The sequence below is a fragment of the Streptomyces yerevanensis genome (assembly GCF_000716805.1).
GTDB lineage: Bacteria > Actinomycetota > Actinomycetes > Streptomycetales > Streptomycetaceae > Streptomyces > Streptomyces flaveus.
The window spans coordinates 137,542-154,233 of the sequence record NZ_JNWJ01000001.1; the positions used below are offsets into that span (position 1 = coordinate 137,542).

General features: G+C 67.1%; 19 protein-coding genes and 1 pseudogene. 11 read left to right on the forward strand and 9 right to left on the reverse strand.

The features are described from left to right. The first annotated feature begins 86 nt into the window (after nucleotides 1-86). The 8 genes from OP79_RS00650 (at nucleotide 87) to OP79_RS00685 (ending at nucleotide 7,732) form a co-directional block, all read left to right on the forward strand. Nucleotides 87-896, forward strand: coding sequence for an NAD-dependent epimerase/dehydratase family protein (locus OP79_RS00650; RefSeq protein ID WP_033317859.1), 810 nt, complete (start codon nucleotides 87-89; stop codon nucleotides 894-896). A 274-nt stretch (nucleotides 897-1,170) separates the two neighbouring features. Beyond that, nucleotides 1,171-1,932 (forward strand): DeoR/GlpR family DNA-binding transcription regulator, encoded by a 762-nt coding sequence (locus OP79_RS00655; RefSeq protein ID WP_033317860.1) that lies wholly within the window; start codon nucleotides 1,171-1,173, stop codon nucleotides 1,930-1,932. A 110-nt stretch (nucleotides 1,933-2,042) separates the two neighbouring features. Next, nucleotides 2,043-3,413, forward strand: coding sequence for an ABC transporter substrate-binding protein (locus OP79_RS00660; protein WP_033317861.1), 1,371 nt, complete (start codon nucleotides 2,043-2,045; stop codon nucleotides 3,411-3,413). Continuing rightward, nucleotides 3,410-4,348 carry a carbohydrate ABC transporter permease gene (locus OP79_RS00665; RefSeq protein WP_033317862.1) on the forward strand — a complete coding sequence of 313 codons (939 nt, stop codon included), beginning with the start codon at nucleotides 3,410-3,412 and terminating at the stop codon, nucleotides 4,346-4,348. The genes OP79_RS00660 and OP79_RS00665 overlap by 4 nt, the downstream gene beginning before the upstream one ends. Then, complete coding sequence (locus tag OP79_RS00670; protein ID WP_033317863.1) at nucleotides 4,345-5,196, forward strand: carbohydrate ABC transporter permease; 852 nt, start codon at nucleotides 4,345-4,347, stop codon at nucleotides 5,194-5,196. The genes OP79_RS00665 and OP79_RS00670 overlap by 4 nt, the downstream gene beginning before the upstream one ends. After that, nucleotides 5,193-6,182 carry a zinc-dependent alcohol dehydrogenase family protein gene (locus OP79_RS00675; RefSeq protein WP_033317864.1) on the forward strand — a complete coding sequence of 330 codons (990 nt, stop codon included), beginning with the start codon at nucleotides 5,193-5,195 and terminating at the stop codon, nucleotides 6,180-6,182. The genes OP79_RS00670 and OP79_RS00675 overlap by 4 nt, the downstream gene beginning before the upstream one ends. 42 nt (nucleotides 6,183-6,224) lie before the next feature. Beyond that, nucleotides 6,225-6,446: a hypothetical protein gene (locus tag OP79_RS00680; protein ID WP_033317865.1), complete on the forward strand. Its 222-nt coding sequence runs from the start codon at nucleotides 6,225-6,227 to the stop codon at nucleotides 6,444-6,446. Between the two features lie 65 nt (nucleotides 6,447-6,511). Next, a complete protein-coding gene (locus OP79_RS00685) occupies nucleotides 6,512-7,732 on the forward strand; it encodes a TerD family protein (protein WP_211270716.1) in 1,221 nt (406 codons plus the stop codon). An 80-nt stretch (nucleotides 7,733-7,812) separates the two neighbouring features. On the opposite strand, the pseudogene OP79_RS00690 reads toward OP79_RS00685, so the two are convergent. Continuing rightward, nucleotides 7,813-8,175 (reverse strand): annotated as a pseudogene (locus tag OP79_RS00690) (DUF4097 family beta strand repeat-containing protein); the annotation flags it as partial. Nucleotides 8,176-8,447: 272 nt separating this feature from the next. Here OP79_RS00690 and OP79_RS00695 point away from each other — a divergent pair. Then, the gene (locus tag OP79_RS00695) at nucleotides 8,448-9,164 is read left to right on the forward strand and encodes a methyltransferase domain-containing protein (protein ID WP_051744330.1); all 717 of its coding nucleotides are present in this window, start codon (nucleotides 8,448-8,450) and stop codon (nucleotides 9,162-9,164) included. Between the two features lie 13 nt (nucleotides 9,165-9,177). Here OP79_RS00695 and OP79_RS00700 read toward each other — a convergent pair whose 3' ends face one another. The 4 genes from OP79_RS00700 to OP79_RS00715 form a co-directional block, all read right to left on the reverse strand. After that, on the reverse strand, nucleotides 9,178-10,194 hold the full coding sequence (locus OP79_RS00700) for a 1-aminocyclopropane-1-carboxylate deaminase (protein WP_033317868.1): 1,017 nt from the start codon (nucleotides 10,192-10,194) through the stop codon (nucleotides 9,178-9,180). A 14-nt stretch (nucleotides 10,195-10,208) separates the two neighbouring features. After that, the gene (locus OP79_RS00705) at nucleotides 10,209-10,856 is read right to left on the reverse strand and encodes a GntR family transcriptional regulator (RefSeq protein WP_033317869.1); all 648 of its coding nucleotides are present in this window, start codon (nucleotides 10,854-10,856) and stop codon (nucleotides 10,209-10,211) included. Nucleotides 10,857-10,950: 94 nt separating this feature from the next. After that, nucleotides 10,951-11,199 (reverse strand): DUF397 domain-containing protein, encoded by a 249-nt coding sequence (locus tag OP79_RS00710; protein WP_033317870.1) that lies wholly within the window; start codon nucleotides 11,197-11,199, stop codon nucleotides 10,951-10,953. After that, a complete protein-coding gene (locus OP79_RS00715; protein WP_033317871.1) occupies nucleotides 11,196-12,014 on the reverse strand; it encodes a helix-turn-helix domain-containing protein in 819 nt (272 codons plus the stop codon). The genes OP79_RS00710 and OP79_RS00715 overlap by 4 nt, the downstream gene beginning before the upstream one ends. 138 nt (nucleotides 12,015-12,152) lie before the next feature. Between OP79_RS00715 and OP79_RS00720 the strand changes: the two genes are divergently transcribed. Further along, nucleotides 12,153-12,593 carry an ATP-binding protein gene (locus tag OP79_RS00720; RefSeq protein WP_051744285.1) on the forward strand — a complete coding sequence of 147 codons (441 nt, stop codon included), beginning with the start codon at nucleotides 12,153-12,155 and terminating at the stop codon, nucleotides 12,591-12,593. A gap of 115 nt (nucleotides 12,594-12,708) precedes the next feature. Here OP79_RS00720 and OP79_RS00725 read toward each other — a convergent pair whose 3' ends face one another. Continuing rightward, entirely contained in the window at nucleotides 12,709-13,284 is a 576-nt protein-coding gene (locus OP79_RS00725; RefSeq protein WP_033317872.1) for a CGNR zinc finger domain-containing protein, read from the reverse strand. Between the two features lie 103 nt (nucleotides 13,285-13,387). On the opposite strand from OP79_RS00725, the gene OP79_RS00730 reads away from it, so the two are divergent. Further along, nucleotides 13,388-14,560, forward strand: coding sequence for an epoxide hydrolase family protein (locus OP79_RS00730; RefSeq protein WP_033317873.1), 1,173 nt, complete (start codon nucleotides 13,388-13,390; stop codon nucleotides 14,558-14,560). A 143-nt stretch (nucleotides 14,561-14,703) separates the two neighbouring features. On the opposite strand, the gene OP79_RS51235 is transcribed toward OP79_RS00730, so the two are convergent. The 3 genes from OP79_RS51235 to OP79_RS00740 form a co-directional block, all read right to left on the reverse strand. Further along, on the reverse strand, nucleotides 14,704-15,126 hold the full coding sequence (locus OP79_RS51235; protein ID WP_078491540.1) for a hypothetical protein: 423 nt from the start codon (nucleotides 15,124-15,126) through the stop codon (nucleotides 14,704-14,706). Between the two features lie 200 nt (nucleotides 15,127-15,326). Next, on the reverse strand, nucleotides 15,327-15,470 hold the full coding sequence (locus OP79_RS55125; RefSeq protein ID WP_157857258.1) for a hypothetical protein: 144 nt from the start codon (nucleotides 15,468-15,470) through the stop codon (nucleotides 15,327-15,329). Between the two features lie 789 nt (nucleotides 15,471-16,259). Beyond that, the gene (locus OP79_RS00740) at nucleotides 16,260-16,676 is read right to left on the reverse strand and encodes a hypothetical protein (protein ID WP_033317875.1); all 417 of its coding nucleotides are present in this window, start codon (nucleotides 16,674-16,676) and stop codon (nucleotides 16,260-16,262) included. Nucleotides 16,677-16,692: the final 16 nt, after the last annotated feature.

Genomic DNA, 16,692 nt, shown 5'->3' on the forward strand with positions numbered 1-16,692 from the left:
TGACGCGGCCCGACGGCGATCCATAGTTTGTCCATGGATGTGAATGCCGTACACGATGACGGCTGTTGATTCAAGGAGACCCGAGGATGCCCGCTCCCCGCACCGTTCTGCTCACCGGCGCCGCCGGCGGCCTCGGCACCCTGATGCGGGGACTGCTGCCCGCCTACGGATACGAGTTGCGGCTCCTCGACCTGCGCCCCATCGAGGGCGAGCCGGACGCGATCACCGCGGACCTCGGCGACAAGGAGGCCCTGCGCGAGGCCGTGCGGGGCGTCGACGCGATCATCCACCTCGCGGGCATCTCCCTGGAGTCCACCTTCGACAAGATCCTCAAGGCGAACATCGAGGGCACGTACAACCTCTACGAGGCCGCGCGCGAGGAGGGCATCCGACGCGTCGTCTTCGCCTCCTCCAACCACGCGGTCGGCTTCACCCCGCGCCCCCAGGGAAACGATCCCCTCATCCCCATCGACACACCGCACCGCCCGGACACCTTCTACGGCCTTTCGAAGTCGTTCGGCGAGGACCTGGCGCAGTTCTACTGGGACAAGCACGGCATGGAGACCGTCTCCGTACGGATCGGCTCCTGCTTCCTGGAGCCCACCAGCGTGCGCATGCTGTCGGTGTGGATGAGCCCCGGCGACGGCGCCCGCCTCTTCCACGCGGCCCTGACCGCCGAGGACGTCAAGCACACGGTCGTCTACGGCTCGTCCGCGAACACCCGCCTGTGGTGGGACCTCTCGACCGCCCGGGCACTGGGTTACGAGCCGCAGGACGACTCGGAGCAGTACGCCGAGAAGCTCATCGCCGAGCAGGGCGAGCTGGACCCGGAGAACCCGGACCACGACCACCTGGGCGGCCACTTCGTGACCAAGCCGCCGATCTGGCCGTACTGACGTCACACGGCGCGGCGAAAAAGCGCGCACAGAGAGCGGGCGGGCACCGAACGGGCCCGCCCGTTCGGTATTTCGGGCACGGATGCTGCCCGAACTCACGGCACGTTCCGCTTCTTCCCAGGTCCGGAGCGGGCACCGGTCAGGGAAAACGGTCAGACACGGGCAGCATCGGGCGTGGAACAGACCTGGTCAGCGCCGCAGGCTCGCTGTAGAACTTCCCCCATGGGTCGACAGGGCCCGAACGGGCAGCGAGCAGGGGAAGCAGGTGTCGGCCATGACCGCGGAAGAACGTCAGCGAGAGATAGTCCTGGCCGCCCGCCGCACGGGTTCGGTCGATGTGAACGCGCTCGCCGCAGAGCTGGGCGTCGCCAAGGAGACCGTACGGCGTGACCTGCGCGCCCTGGAGGACCATGGCCTGGTCCGCCGCACGCACGGCGGCGCCTATCCCGTGGAGAGCGCCGGATTCGAGACGACCCTCGCCTTCCGCGCCACCAGCCACGTACCCGAGAAACGGCGGATCGCGACCGCCGCGGCCGAGCTGCTCGGGGACGCCGAGACGGTCTTCGTCGACGAGGGCTTCACCCCACAGCTCATCGCCGAGTCACTGCCCCGGGACCGGCCACTGACCGTGGTCACCGCGTCCCTGCCGGCCGCGGGCTCCCTCGCCGAGTCCGAGAACATCTCGGTCCTGCTGCTCGGCGGCCGGGTCCGGCACGGCACGCTGGCGACCGTCGACCACTGGACCACGAAGATGCTCGCCGGTTTCGTCATCGACCTGGCGTTCATCGGCGCCAACGGCATCTCCCGCGAACACGGCCTCACCACCCCCGACCCGGCCGTCAGCGAGGTCAAGTCACAGGCGATCCGGGCCGCCCGCCGGACCGTGTTCGCCGGCGTGCACACCAAGTTCGGCGCGGTCAGCTTCTGCCGTTTCGCGGAGATCAGCGTCCTGGAGGCGATCGTCACCAGCACCCTCCTCCCCACGTCCGAGGCGCACCGCTACTCACTGCAGGGCCCGCAGGTCATCCGAGTCTGACCCAGAGTCCGAAAACCCAACCGACTCAGCAAGAAAACCAAATCGACCCCCTACGCAGCATCACACTCCCCAGAGCCATCCCATTTGCACCAAATATCCAGGAGCGATCCATGCGAACCCAGAGCCGACGGAGGCCGCGCGCACTACTCGCCGCGACCGCCGCAGGGACGCTGCTCGCCCCGCTGCTCTCCGGCTGCTGGACCGGAGCGGGCGGAGCCGGTTCCGGCGGCAACTCCATCAACGTCCTCATGGTCAACAACCCGCAGATGGTGGAGCTGCAGAAGCTCACCGCCGCCCACTTCACCAAGGAGACCGGCATCAAGGTGAACTTCACCGTGCTGCCGGAGAACGACGTCCGCGACAAGATCAGCCAGGACTTCGCCAACCAGGCCGGCCAGTACGACGTCGCCACCCTCAGCAACTACGAGATACCGATCTACGCCAAGAACGGCTGGCTGCACGAGATGAACTCGTACGTCGCCAAGGACAGCGCGTACGACGAGAAGGACGTCCTCAAGCCGATGCGGCAATCCCTCACAGCCGACGACGGCAAGCTCTACGGACAGCCCTTCTACGGCGAGTCGTCCTTCCTGATGTACCGCAAGGACGTCTTCGCCAAGGAGGGCCTCACGATGCCAGAGCGCCCGACCTGGACGCAGGTGGCCGACCTCGCCGCCAAGGCCGACGGGGCCGAGTCGGGCATGAAGGGCATCTGCCTGCGCGGACTGCCGGGCTGGGGCGAGATCATGGCGCCGCTCACCACGGTCGTGAACACCTTCGGCGGCACCTGGTTCGACAAGAACTGGAAGGCACAGCTGAACTCCCCCGAGTTCGAGAAGGCGACGAAGTTCTACGTGGACCTCGTCCGCAAGCACGGTGAGGCCGGCGCCGCCCAGTCCGGCTTCGCCGAGTGCCTCAACAACATGACCCAGGGCAAGGTCTCCATGTGGTACGACGCCACATCCGCCGCCGGCTCCCTGGAGTCCGCCAACTCCCCCGTCAAGGGCAAGATCGGCTACGTACCCGCCCCCGTCGAGAAGACCGAGTCCTCCGGCTGGCTCTACACCTGGGCCTGGGGAATCCAGGACGCGTCCCGGAACCCGGACAACGCCTGGAAGTTCGTCTCCTGGGCGTCCAGCAAGGAGTACGAGCAGCTGGTCGGCGACGAGATCGGCTGGTCCAACGTCCCGGCGGGCAAGCGGGCGTCGACGTACACGAACGCCGCATACGTCAAGGAGGCCGCCGCCTTCCAGGAGACGACGAAGGAAGCCATCGAGGGCGCCCGGCCCAACGACCCCGGAGTGCAGCCGCGACCGGCCCCCGGCATCCAGTTCGTCGGCATCCCCGAGTTCACCGACCTCGGCACCAAGGTCTCGCAGGAGATCAGCGCGGCCATCGCCGGACGCCAGTCGGTCGAGTCGGCCCTGGACAAAGCGCAAGCACTCGCCGAGGAGATCTCCGAGGAGTACGAGGGACGATGACCGCCACGACGACAGCTCCGGTAGCCGCCACACCCGTACGCACGGCGAAGCCCCCCTCGGGCCGACTGCGCGCCTGGGCGACCAGGGCCCCGCTCCTGCCCGCCCTGATCTTCATGATCGCCGTGACCCAACTCCCGTTCGTGGCCACGCTGGTGATCTCCTTCTTCGACTGGAACTCGCTCTACCCGGACGCCCGCGAATTCGCCGGCTTCGCCAACTACTCCGAGGTCCTGACCGACGCGGATCTGCGGCAGTCGGTCTTCACCACGATCCTGCTGACCGCGGCCGTGGTCCTGGCCAGCCTCGTCATCGGCCTCGCCCTGGCGCTGCTCCTGGACCGCAGGTTCCGGGGCCGCGGCATCGTCCGTACGCTCCTGATCGCGCCGTTCCTGGTGGTCCCGGTGGCCGCGGCCCTCCTGTGGAAGCACGTGCTCTACAACCCGGAGTACGGCCTGTTCAACGGCCTGCTGCACTACGTGGGCGGCCCTCAGCCGGACTGGATCTCCGACAACCCGCTGCTCGCCATCGAGGCCTCACTGATCTGGCAGTGGACGCCCTTCATGATGCTGATCCTGCTGGCGGGCCTGCAGAGCCGCGACCACGCACAGATCGAGGCGGCGAAGGTGGACGGCGCGAGCGACTGGCAGGTCTTCCGCTACCTGACGCTCCCCCACCTGCGCCGCTACCTCGAACTCGGCGCCCTCCTGGGCTCGATCTACATCGTCCAGAACTTCGACGCGGTCTTCACCATCACGTCCGGCGGCCTGGGCACCGCCAACCTCCCCTACACCGTCTACCAGAGCTTCTACCAGGCCCACGAGAACGGCCTCGCCTCCGCGGCCGGCGTCCTCGTCGTCATCGGCTCGATCATCATCGCGACCTTCGCACTGCGCGTGGTCTCGTCCCTGTTCCGTGAGGAGGTGTCCCGCGCATGAGTGCCACCGCGATCCGACTGCGTCCCCGCCGTACCCGGGGAGCCGGCCTGGGTGTGCTTGCCTGGCTGCTCGGTCTGCTGTTCTTCCTGCCCATCGCGTGGATGGCCCTGACGTCCTTCCACTCCGAGGAGGACGCCGCCACCAATCCCCCGTCCTTCGCCGCAGCCCTCACCCTCGACGGCTACCGCGAGTTCTTCGGCGCGGGCGGCGGCGCGAGCCCCTGGCCCTCGCTCATCAACTCGACGGTGGCGTCGCTGGCTTCGACGCTCTTCGTCCTCGTGCTGGCCCTCCCGGCGGCGTACGCGCTCTCCATCCGCCCGGTGAAGAAGTGGACGGACGTCCTGTTCTTCTTCCTCTCCACGAAGATGCTGCCGGTGGTGGCGGGCCTCCTGCCGATCTACCTCTTCGCGAGGAACACCGGCCTGCTAGACAACATCTGGCTCCTGGTCATCCTCTACACGTCGATGAACCTGCCGATCGCGGTGTGGATGATGCAGTCCTTCCTCGCCGAGGTCCCGGTCGCGATCATCGAAGCGGCACAGATCGACGGCGCGAGGCTGCCCACGATCCTGACCCGCGTGGTGGCCCCCATCGCTCTCCCGGGCATCGCGGCCACGGCCCTGATCTGCTTCATCTTCAGCTGGAACGAGCTGCTGTTCGCGAGGGTGCTGACCGGCGTCGTAGCCGAAACAGCCCCCGTCTTCCTCACCGGCTTCATCACCAGCCAGGGCCTGTTCCTGGCGAAGGTGTGCGCCGCTTCGCTCGTCATCTCCCTGCCGGTGCTCGCCGCGGGGTTCGCCGCCCAGGACAAACTGGTCCAGGGCCTGTCCTTGGGAGCCGTGAAATGAAGGCCGCCGTCATCGAGTCCGTGGGCCGCGCCGTCGTCGCCGAGGTCCCGGACCCGACGCCAGGGCCCCGCGAGGTCGTCGTCGAGGTCGCCGCGTGCGGTCTGTGCGGCACCGATCTGCACATCCTGCAGGGCGAGTTCGCGCCCAAGCTGCCGATCGTGCCGGGGCACGAGTTCGCGGGCGAGGTCGTCGGGGTGGGCACCCAGGTCACGGAACTGTCGGTGGGCGACCGGGTGGCGGTGGACCCGTCCCTGTACTGCTACGAGTGCCGGTACTGCCGTACGGGCCACAACAACCTCTGCGAGCGCTGGGCGGCGATAGGCGTGACCACGGCGGGCGGCGCGGCCCAGTACGCGGTCGCCCCCGTGGCCAACTGCGTCAAGCTCCCCGAACACGTACGCACCCAGGACGCGGCCCTCGTCGAACCCCTGTCCTGCGCGGTACGCGGCTACGACGTCCTGCAGTCCCGCCTCGGCGCCCATGTCCTGATCTACGGCTCCGGAACGATGGGCCTGATGATGCTGGAGCTCGCCAAGCGGACGGGGGCGGCGAGCGTGGACATGGTGGACCTCAATCCGCAGCGGCTGGCGACGGCCGAGCAGCTCGGCGTCTCGGCATCGGCCGCGAACCCCGACGAGCTGGACCGCCCCCAGGGCTGGGACCTGGTCATCGACGCCACCGGCAACGCGGCGGCGATCCAGGACGGCCTGGACCGGGTGGCCAAGGCCGGTACGTTCCTCCAGTTCGGCGTCGCCGACTACGCGACCCGCGTGACGATCGACCCGTACCGCATCTACAACCAAGAGATCACGATCACCGGCTCCATGGCGGTGCTGCACAGCTTCGAGCGGGCGGCGGAGCTGTTCGCGACGGGTGTCCTGGATCCGGACGTCTTCATCAGCGACCGCATCGCCCTGGACCGCTACCCGCAGGCGCTGGAGCAGTTCGCGTCGGGGGTGGGCCGCAAGATCGTCGTGACGCCGTAATCCGCTGTCGTCGGGCATGACCGGGCGCCTAACATCCCGGTCATGCCACGACCACAGGGATTCTCGTACGAGCATCAGGGCGATGGAAGCGTGACGATCACGCACAACGGCCGCCCCGCGACCACCCTCCGCGGCCCTCGCGCCGACGAGTTCCTCACGGAAGTGGAATCCGGCGACCCACAACTCGTCATGGCCCGCTGGACCGGCAACTACAAGCACGGCAACGAGCGAACGGCCCGCAACCACCCCCGCAACCGCCGCTGACCCAATTGGGCGGCAGGTAAGGGAACGGTAAAGCGGGCCCGCTCGTTACCCCCCACATGACAGCTATGACCCCCGGCTCGAACATCCCTCTCCCCGTCGCCCGCGTGACGGTGGACGTCACCGCCCCGGTGCGGCTCGACGTATCGGGCCTGCTGCTCACCGCCGACGGCAAGGTGCGCTCCGACGACGACTTCATCTTCTACAACCAGGCCACGGGCCCCGGTGTGACGTACCGCTCGGGCGGCGGCGCGGCCCCGGACGCGATCGTGGTCGACACGGCCGCCGTGCCCCCGGGCATCGAAAAGATCGTCGTCACGGCGAGCCCGGACGCGGCGGGTCAGACCTTCCAGGGCATCGAACCCACGGCGACGATCCGCAACGCGGACGACAACTCCGTACTGGCGACGTTCACACCCCCGCAGTTGGGTACGGAGACGGCACTGGTGATCGTGGAGGTCTATCTCCGCAACGGCGCCTGGAAGGCCCGCGCGGTCGGCCAGGGGTACGCGAACGGCCTGGCGGGCATCGCCACGGACTTCGGCGTCTCGGTGGAGGAACCGGCTCCGACACCGGCCCCAGCCCAGACGCCCGTAGCCCCGCCCGCCCCCGCCATGCAGCCCCCGGTCGCCCCGCCGGCCCCGACCCTCGCGACACCTCCGGCCCCGGCCGCACCCCCGGCGGCTCCGCCCGCCCCCGCCCCGGGCGCCGGGAAGATCAACCTCGACAAGGGCCGCGTAAGCCTCCAGAAGAACCAGACCGTCTCCCTGGTCAAGGGCGGCGCCCCGCTCCTCTCGCAGGTCAAGATGGGCCTCGGCTGGGAGCCGGCGTACCGCGGCAAGGACATCGACCTGGACGCGTCGGTCATCGCGTACGGCCCGCAGCGCAACCACATCGACAGCTGCTACTTCGGCAAACTCTCCATCGTGAACGGCGCGATCAAGCACTCCGGCGACAACCTCACGGGTGAGGGCGGCGGAGACGACGAGGTCATCACGGTCGACCTCGGGCGCCTCCCCCAGGAGGTCACCGGCCTGGTCTTCACGGTGAACTCCTTCTCGGGCCAGAAGTTCACCGAGGTCGCCAAGGCCTACTGCCGCCTCCTGGACGCCGCCACCGGCGAGGAACTGGTCCGCTTCGACCTCACCAACGCCGAGGCCCAAACAGGTGTCATGATGGCCAAGCTGATCAAGCAGTTCTCCGGCGAGTGGGACATGACGGCCATGGGCGACTTCGTCAAGTCCCGTACGGTGCGCGGCATGGTCAAGCCCGCGGCGCAGTCGCTGTAAACGTCCGTCCGTAGGCATCCCGGGGCGCCCTCTTCCTAGAGGGCGCCCCGCCGTACGTCAGATGGAGGCCGCAGGCGGATTCAGAAGCTGCGGGCGGTGATGTCGCCGTGGGTGGTGGTGGCGCGGATATCGAGTTCGACGGTGCCGTCGCTCTTGAGGGCGTTGTTGATGCGGCCGTAGCCGGCGCCGGCGTCCAGGGAGGCGGAAACCCCGGCCGCGGCGCCGACCGACACGTCGCCCATCTGGGTGCGCAGCACGAGGGCGCCGGAGAGGGCCTCGGCGATCGTGATGTCGCCCTTTTGGGTGCTGATCTCCGCGGAGCCGCCCAGGCGGCCGACCGAGACGTCGCCGTCGAGGACGGTGAAGCGGGCGCTCGCGGCCTCGTCGAGCTTGACCGAGCGGTAGCCGTCCGCGAAGACGACGTCGCCGAGCCGTCCGACGCCGCAGAACAGGCCCGCGAAATCCTCCACACGAAACCTGAATCGACCTCATAGAAGGCTTCCGTAAGCAGCCTTACTGAGAAGGCACATATCGGGCGTGAGACCCCGGCGCCACGTACCGGCCCTCGACAGCCGCGTAGCGAATTCGCCGTCCCACTGCGCGCCTGCGTCCGAGATCCTATGCTGACACCGAGTTGGAGACGATCTGGGGGGTATGCCTGGTGAGGGCAGTAAGCAGCGGAACGTCAGTATTGAAGTCGGGGGTCAAGCGGCTCCTGGGACGTGCTGGATTCGACATCGTGCGCAGCACCAACAACCTGGGTGGCGTTGACGACTTCATCCCGTTCGAGGCGACGATGCGGGCTGCACGGGCGGCCGGTCTGCCGGTCGGTGACTACATCGACGAGGTCATGAACGGGACGCCTGGCGCCACCCAGTCCACCATCGATGAACTACGCGCTCTCGGCGTCTTCGCTGCCAACCCGAACACGGTGCTGGAGATCGGTCCCGGGTCCGGACGGTACCTGGAGAAGACGCTCAAGGAGTGTTCACCAGACCGCTACGAGATCTACGAGACGGCAGCACCCTGGGCCAACTACCTGGTGGACACATTCAGCGTGGTCGCCCAACCGACCGCTGGAAGCAGTCTCGCCCCAACACCCGACGGCAGCATCGACCTCGTTCAGGCCCATAAGGTCTTCAACACGGTGACCTTCCTCGGCGCCTCCCGCTACTTCTTCGAGATGGCACGCGTCACGCGACCCGGTGGTCGGATCGTCTTCGACGTAATGACAGAGACCTGCCTGGACCCGGCCGCAGTACGCACCTGGGCCACGAAGGGCGGCGCGGGACACGACTCCTTCCCCGCCGCCATGCCCCGCCAGACATGCGTGGACCTCTTCGCGACTCTCGGCTGCAGCCTGAAGGCCAGCTTCCTGGCGCCCATGGGCGTCGCCACCACGGAGGTGCTTGTCTTCGGTAAGGCGGCTTGACCCGCAGAAGGCCTTAGAACAGCGCGCTGTACGCGTTCAGCGCGGGCTGTCCGCCGAGGTGCGCGTACAGAACCGTCGCCTCCCGCCCGATCTCTCCCCGCGACACGAGATCGACGAGCCCGGCCATCGACTTCCCCTCGTACACCGGATCCGTCACCATCCCCTCGGTCCGCGCGGCGAGCCGCATCGCATCCAGTGTGGCCTCGTCGGCGATGCCGTACGTGCCCGCGTGGTAGCGCTCGTCCAGCTCGACGTCCGACTCATCCAACTCCCTCTTCACACCGATGAGTTGGCCGGTGCCGTGAGCGATTCGCGCGATCTGCTCACGGGTGCGGGCGGGCGCGGCCGACGCGTCGATGCCGATGACACGCCGGGGCCGCCCGCCCGCCTCCTCCAGGGCCGCGAACCCGGCGACCATGCCCGCCTGCGTCGACCCGGTCACGGAGCACACCACCACGGTGTCGAAGAAGACCCCCAACTCTCGCTCCTGCTCGGCGACTTCATACGCCCACCCGGCGAACCCGAGACCGCCGAGCGGATGGTCGGAGGCGCCGGCGGGAATGGCGTACGGCTTCCCGCCCCTCTCCTCGACCTCCCTGAGCGCCAGCTCCCAGCTCTCCTTGAACCCGATCCCGAACCCGGCCCGGACGAGCCGTACGTCGGCGCCCGCGAGCCGACTGATCAGGATGTTGCCGACCTTGTCGTACACGGAGTCGGGCCACTCCACCCAACTCTCCTGCACGAGAACGCACTTGAGCCCTGCGCGGGCGGCGACGGCCGCGACCTGCCGGGTGTGGTTGGACTGCACGCCACCGATGGAGACGAGGGTGTCGCATCCCTGGGCGAGCGCGTCGGCGACGAGGTACTCCAGCTTGCGCGTCTTGTTCCCTCCGTACGCGATACCGGAGTTGCAGTCCTCACGCTTGGCCCAGAGCGAGGCCCCGCCGAGGTGCTTGGTCAGCCGTTCCAGCGGGTGCACGGGCGAGGGCCCGAAGAGGAGGGGGTAACGGTCGTACGAGGAAAGGGACATGGATCCTCCCAGGATCAGTCGCCGTCGGCGAGGCCTTCGAGCCCTCGCCAGATCTCCGCGGTGACACGGACCGCCTCGTCCACGTCACCGGCCGCGCAGGCCTCGATGAGCTGCTCGTGCAGCCCGGCCGAACGGCAGTTGCCGCCCTCACCGAAGCGCCGTCGCTCCAGTCGGCGGATGAGCGGGGTGTAGCGGGCGATGGTGGCGGCGGCCGCGCGGTTGCCACTGACGCGTACGAGCACGTCGTGCAGTTCGTCGTCGGCACGCAGGGCGGTGTCCACGTCGCCCGCGTGAACAGCGGCCGCGAACCGCTCGTTGGCCGAACGCATCATCTCGACGTCCGCGGCGAACAGCCGGGGCACGGCGACCCGCGCGGCCAGTTCGTGCATGGCCCCGACGACGGCCGCCGCGTCCCGTACATCGGAGGCCACGACAGGGGTCACCCGCGTGTAGCTCTGCGGCTTGCTCTCCAGCAGCCCCTCGTCGACGAGCCGCGAGAAGGCCTCACGCACGGGCGCCCGTGACAGCCCGAGCCGCTCGGCGAGATCGGCGTCGCGCACCGCCGCGCCCGGTTCGATGTCCCCGGCCACGATGGCGTCCCTGATCGCTTCGTATGCCCGGTCCCTGAGCAGGGTGCGGGGTACGGGCCCTATGGCGTCCACAACTGAAATGTTAGATGTCAATCTCCGCCGCGCACAAGGCTGTGGCCCGCACTGAGGTGCGGGCCACAGCCTTGGGGCTCGAGGTTTAGGGGGCTCAGGCCTCGCGGGAGGCGTACGTGACGAAGGGGGTCCAGGCGTCGGCGGGGACGGTGAAGCGGGGGCTTCCGGGGCCGAACTTCGAGTCTCGGATGTGGATGGTGTGGGGGCACGCGGCTACTTCGAGGCATTCGCCGCCCTGAGAGTCGCTATAGCTGGACTTGCGCCAGGTGTAGGCGACTTCGAGGCAGGCGCCGCCTGAAGAATCGCTGTAGCTGGACTTGAACCACGACAGCTCGGCGCTCATAGCTCCTCCGCCAACTTCCTCATGAACCGGGCAGACTCCTCAACGTTAAGCGCCTGCGAGCGGATCATGCCATAGCGTTGCGCGAGTGCGCTGATCTTGTCGCCGTCGGCGTAGAGCGCCCCTGTTTCTTGCGCTTCCACGTGGGCGTACACGTCATGCTCGACGGTCTCCACAAGAATGAGCGCGCCACTGAGCGCAACCGTTGGGGCAAGCGCGAACGGCAAGACCTGCAGTGTCACATTGCGTAGTTCGCCCACCTTCAGCAGATACTCAAGCTGCCTCCGCATCACAGCCTGGTCGCCGACCACCGCCCGCAACGCTGCCTCATGCATCACGAAGGTGAAGTGCGCCAGCGGCTTGCCGGTCAGCTTCTCCTGCCGTTTCAGCCGGGCCGCCACCCTTTCCTCAATGGTCTCCTCGTCCAGCGGCGGACAGTCGTTGCCGATCAACTCCCGTGCGTACTCCTCGGTCTGCAGCAGCCCCGGGATCAGCATCGTCTCGTACCACTGCACCGTGATCGCCTCGGCCTCCACCAGCACGTACTGCTGCGTCCGCTGAGGAAACGGCTCAGGCTTCAGAAACTCGTGCGCGGCCACCAACTTCCCCCGCGCCCCACACAGTTGATCCGCAACCTGCAACAACCTCAGTGTCGGCCGACGCCTCCCGCACTCCATCGACTTGACGTACTCGTAGTCGTACCCGGCCTCCCCCGCCAACTCCTGCCGACTGACCCCCGCCTCCTCCCGCCACAACTTGATCTGCCCACCGCAGTACCGCCAGTTCTGCTGCGCCTGCTGCGACTCCCCGGAAGCCACGCACCCACCCGCCTCCCATCCACCACACCGTGTACAGCCACGCTGTGTACCCACACCGACACTCCCCGAGACTACGCACCAACCACCAGCCTGATCACAGCGAATGACGGAGAACCACACGCAAGGAACAGCACACACATGCCCCAGGACCGCGACGACGCCGAAGCCCTCGAGGACACCCAAGACGTCGAATGGCACCTACCCCGCCACGCCCGCAGCGTCGGCCGGGCCCGCACCCTCCTCCGCGAACAGGCCACCGCCTGGAAGCTCCCGAACGAGCTGACGGAAACAGCCGTACTCCTGCTCAGCGAGCTGATGACAAACGCGTACCGCCACGCGAAGGTCTCCCCCGGCCGCGAAATCCGAACCCGCTGCGTCCTGGCCGCCGGCCACCTCTGCGTGTCCGTAACGGACGCGAACGACACCCTCCCGACGCTCCGCGAGGCGGCCCCGGACGACGAGTCCGGCCGCGGCCTGCCCCTGGTGGCGACACTGGCGGACGACTGGGGCGCGGAACCTCGTACCGGCGGCATCGGCAAGACCGTCTGGTTCACGCTCCGCAGCGATGCACAGCCATGAACTCTTGGTGCCACGTCGAAGGCGACGGATGGCTCTTAGTGGTGCCGTTGGGGTGCACCCAACGCGACAGATGTGTCGCAGGCGTGGGGCCCACTTGGATGTACCGAGGTAACGATCACTCCGCTGATCTGGGGTTTTTGCGCTGGTTGGCATTGAAGCGCGCTTTCTTCTGACGATTCCCGCACGTGTTCATGTCGCACCATTTGCGGGTGCGACTTTGGCTGGTGTCGAAGAAGGCGGCTTGGCAGGTTGGTGATGCGCACAAGGCCAATTTTCCGTCTCGTTCGCCTGCGATGATGCTGATCGCGTCGGCGGCGATCACGCCGAGGGCATCTTCCACGCAGGAAGCCGAGCTGAGCCGCCATTGCCGCTTACCGTCGGGCGTCAGGATCGCCGCGGCCCGGCCCTGAGCGCTGCAGTCATTGATGACTTGGACAGCGGACGCAGGGAGAGCGCCCTGGATCGCGGCCGCTGTTGCGGCGGCGTGAATCGACTCCCTCAGCTCCCGAGCGAGTTCGAGCTGGGCGGTGGTGCAGGAGTCCACGGCGAGGCCGTTCACTGCCAGCCAGTCGACGAGTCGCTGCGGCGTGGGAATGCGCTCCACGGCGTCGCCATGACGCTCCGACAGAGTCCCCGTGAAGCTGGTCGCCAGCACATTGCCGAGGCGGAAGTCAGGGAACGCAGCACGCATGGAACCACCTTAGCCGGTTGCAGCGTGGCCCGGAGAACTGCTAGAACCGTCTTAGCCGGTTCGCGATGGGTCGTAGCCGGTTCCACGATGGCCAGGAGGTCTCATGCCCCGTCCAACCAGCGACGTGCAAGCATTTGAAGCCCCCGCAACTGGCGCTGACCTCGACGATCTGCGCGCGCGGCTGGCCGCGGCGCGACTACCGGAGGCCGAGACGGTCTATCGCGCCGCGCCCGGCCCTCGCCGATGGGAACAGGGCGTCCCTCTCGCCGACCTCGTCGAGGTCGTGGACTACTGGCGCACCGGGTACGACTGGCGGTCGTTCGAAGAGCGCCTCAACCGCATCGGCCAGTTCCGCACGACCATTGATGATCTGGGAATCCACTTCCTGCACCGCCGATCCGCACGCGCGGATGCCACTCCTCTGGTCTTGACGCACGGCTGGCCAGACAGCATTGCTCGGTTCATCGATGTAGTGGACGAGCTGGCAGATCCGAAAGATGCAGACACGCCTGCGTTCCACGTCGTGGTCCCGTCGCTACCAGGCTTTGGTTACAGCGACAAGCCGGCCACCACCGGGTGGGGAACCGAAAAGATCGCGGCCGCATGGGTGGAACTGATGGAAAGGCTCGGCTACGGCAAGTTCGCAGCCCACGGCGGTGACTGGGGAGGCAATATCACCACGGTTCTCGGCGGCAGGTTCCCGGCGCACGTTCTCGGCATCCACACAACGTTCGCGGAGGGACCGCCCGGGTTGACAACGGACGGGCTGACGGCGGTCGAGCGCAAGTGGGCCGAGGAAACCCGCGATTTCTGGCGCCACCGCGCGGCGTACGCGAAGCAGCAGGCGACCCGACCGCAGACCATCGGCTACTCGCTCGTCGACTCACCGGTCGGGCTTCTTGCCTGGATCCTTGACAAGTTCGCCGAGTGGTCAGACACCGAAGACAGCCCGTTCGAGACGATTTCCATGGACCGCGTTCTTGACGACGTCACCCTGTATTGGCTGACGCGGACCGGCGCATCGTCGGCCCGCATTTACTACGAAAGCCACAACTCACTGGACCCCGAACTTCGGGTCGACGTCCCGTCAGCAATCACTATGTATCCCCGCGACATCGAGAAGTGTCCGCGCCCCTGGGCACAGGAGCGGTACCGGCAGATCGTCCGATGGAGGGCGCCCGAAATCGGGGGACATTTCCCGTCGCTGGAGGTTCCCGAGTATTTCGTCAAAGATCTGCAAGAGGGCCTCGCGGCAGTGCTGGCCGCTGATCGGTGAACGCGGCTCGGCGACCCGGCACTCGATCACCGCCTGATCCGGCTCAAGGCGTTGTCCGACGGCTTCCATCTCGCATTCCTAGTAGGTGCGCAGGCCCCGTCGACGCTGTACGGCTCGGCGCCGACGAGGCCTGACGGGTGGGATCAGGGCTGGAAGCCCCATACGTGAACCGCAGTCCCGTAGGTGTGCCCATCTGCTTCTTCGACGTGGAACCGCGCCGAGGCGAGGATTCCCAGAAGGGCGGCCCGCATACAGGTATGGACGGTTTCGTAATGGCGAATCGCGTAGGGCAGATTCGAAGGATCAAGTTCGCCCGGCGGAATGTTCAGAGCGGCAGTTGTCAGCTCTGCCCCCGTGCTCCATTCCACCAGCACCCCGCCGTCGGCCAGAGGGTCCACATGAACCTCCGCTCCAGGCCTGCCTTCGGACTCGCCTCCGAGGCCGACTCGGTAGACGGGAATCCCGGCCTGGGCCAGAGCCTGGCAGGCTTCATCAGCCAGTGCGTTTCGCCGGGCGATGACATCCGGCTGGGCTTTTGACGGCAGATCGAATCCATGCTCGTTCATGCGTCTCTCACGTCCCTTCCTGCTGTTGAACTGCCAGGGAAGACGCCGAGCGCCCGCCGCCAGCCTGCTTGACGTACTTGGCCAGAAGTTGCTTTGCCGCACTTTCGATGCCCGTGTAATAGGGGACCGACCAGGTGACTGGCGTACCCTCCTTGAGGGCGGCGGCCAATTCGGAGGCGCAACCCCCACACGGTTGCCGCTCAGTTCAGTAGTTCCGCGATGACATCCATGATCTCGCCCACACCGAAATGGCTGATCATGATGTTGGTGTCGGTGTAGACGTCCGCCTGCCCTCCGTCGCCTGCCGTGAGCTGGAGGAAACCATGTTCCGGGTCCCGTGCCATCACAAGGGATCGAGGACCTCGTTCATCACAGTCCGGTCCAGAGGCTCCGATTGACCGTTCATAAATCGGCACACGAATACGTCGTAACTCAAGACTTCCCCAGAATGCGCGCGTCCATGAGGCCGTAGGCGGAGGTGGTCTTTCCGCCAGGTGAGGCGATCGTCGGGACAGCCCCGCACAGACGCGCACACCACACGACGTATGCGAATCGCGGGCCCATGACCCCTCGCGCAAAAACCGTGAACACACTGGCGGAGAATGTCCTCCAGATGCTCAAACGAACAATGAGTGAACATGACGGGGAGAAGTGCTCACGCGCGGGACCAACACACAGGTCCGGCCGCAGGGCCCGCCGACCGACTGGCACATCCACCTTTAAAACGCCTCGTCCATGCACGCGTCCCACGCATCCATTCACCAGTAATGACGTCCTCGGGCGCTTTGCGGTAGTCGAAGCCGCGTTCAGGCAACTCACCCTCGTCTCTGTGCAGTTGGTCTGCTGTTCCGGTGCGGCGGACACCGCGGGGCGCACATCGGGTGTGCGCCCCCTCTAACTGGATTACCGCTACACACTCAGGGCTTGCCAGCATTCTTCAAGGGCGAGCGAACCGAAGGTGTCGCCGCCGTTTGTCAGTTGATCCAACGACGACGAACGACATCGGCCCGCACACCCGTGGCATCAGGGTGCGGGCCGATAGTCGAGCCGGAGAGGCATGCGTGGTTTGCGATCCGCTCCCGCCCTCTGCCTCTCCGAGGTGGAGAGGGAGTGCGGGCCACGGACATGCCCTGTCAGGGACTCTCGGCTGGCCGCGTGGTTCCGGCTTCGACGGCTTCGAGTGCCTCCCGGGTGATCTCGGAGACGAACACAGCGTCTTTCTCCAGGCCCTCGGGAAGGTGGCCTCGGCTGTCCTCACGACACAGGATCGTGCCGCGCGGCGTGAGAATCCCCGCGCCGAGCCGGTCCGCGAGCTCGGCGATGACGCCACGGATCTCGCCCAGAGCCGGGCGGTCGACCCCGATGATGTTGTCGAAGACGGACAGGTCGGCCTCGCCGCCATCCGCCGCCCGGATCCAAAAATCCGTGTCGTCCGCTGTCGCCTTCTCAGGCGCGGCATCGTAAGGAGCCAGAACGGCTCGCACCAGGTCCATGTCCGGCGGACTGAGTTCACCGTCCACGAATCTGTAGATCCCTAGGCCGTAACTCACGGCACTCCCTTCAATG

Coding starts and splice junctions, on each gene's coding strand:
- OP79_RS00650 (WP_033317859.1), top strand. CDS start 87: ATGCCCGCTCCCCGCACCGTTCTGCTCACCGGCGCCGCCGGCGGCCTC.
- OP79_RS00655 (WP_033317860.1), top strand. CDS start 1,171: ATGACCGCGGAAGAACGTCAGCGAGAGATAGTCCTGGCCGCCCGCCGC.
- OP79_RS00660 (WP_033317861.1), top strand. CDS start 2,043: ATGCGAACCCAGAGCCGACGGAGGCCGCGCGCACTACTCGCCGCGACC.
- OP79_RS00665 (WP_033317862.1), top strand. CDS start 3,410: ATGACCGCCACGACGACAGCTCCGGTAGCCGCCACACCCGTACGCACG.
- OP79_RS00670 (WP_033317863.1), top strand. CDS start 4,345: ATGAGTGCCACCGCGATCCGACTGCGTCCCCGCCGTACCCGGGGAGCC.
- OP79_RS00675 (WP_033317864.1), top strand. CDS start 5,193: ATGAAGGCCGCCGTCATCGAGTCCGTGGGCCGCGCCGTCGTCGCCGAG.
- OP79_RS00680 (WP_033317865.1), top strand. CDS start 6,225: ATGCCACGACCACAGGGATTCTCGTACGAGCATCAGGGCGATGGAAGC.
- OP79_RS00685 (WP_211270716.1), top strand. CDS start 6,512: ATGACCCCCGGCTCGAACATCCCTCTCCCCGTCGCCCGCGTGACGGTG.
- OP79_RS00700 (WP_033317868.1), bottom strand. CDS start 10,194: ATGTCCCTTTCCTCGTACGACCGTTACCCCCTCCTCTTCGGGCCCTCG.
- OP79_RS00710 (WP_033317870.1), bottom strand. CDS start 11,199: ATGAGCGCCGAGCTGTCGTGGTTCAAGTCCAGCTACAGCGATTCTTCA.
- OP79_RS00720 (WP_051744285.1), top strand. CDS start 12,153: ATGCCCCAGGACCGCGACGACGCCGAAGCCCTCGAGGACACCCAAGAC.
- OP79_RS00725 (WP_033317872.1), bottom strand. CDS start 13,284: ATGCGTGCTGCGTTCCCTGACTTCCGCCTCGGCAATGTGCTGGCGACC.
- OP79_RS00730 (WP_033317873.1), top strand. CDS start 13,388: ATGCCCCGTCCAACCAGCGACGTGCAAGCATTTGAAGCCCCCGCAACT.
- OP79_RS51235 (WP_078491540.1), bottom strand. CDS start 15,126: ATGAACGAGCATGGATTCGATCTGCCGTCAAAAGCCCAGCCGGATGTC.
- OP79_RS55125 (WP_157857258.1), bottom strand. CDS start 15,470: ATGGCACGGGACCCGGAACATGGTTTCCTCCAGCTCACGGCAGGCGAC.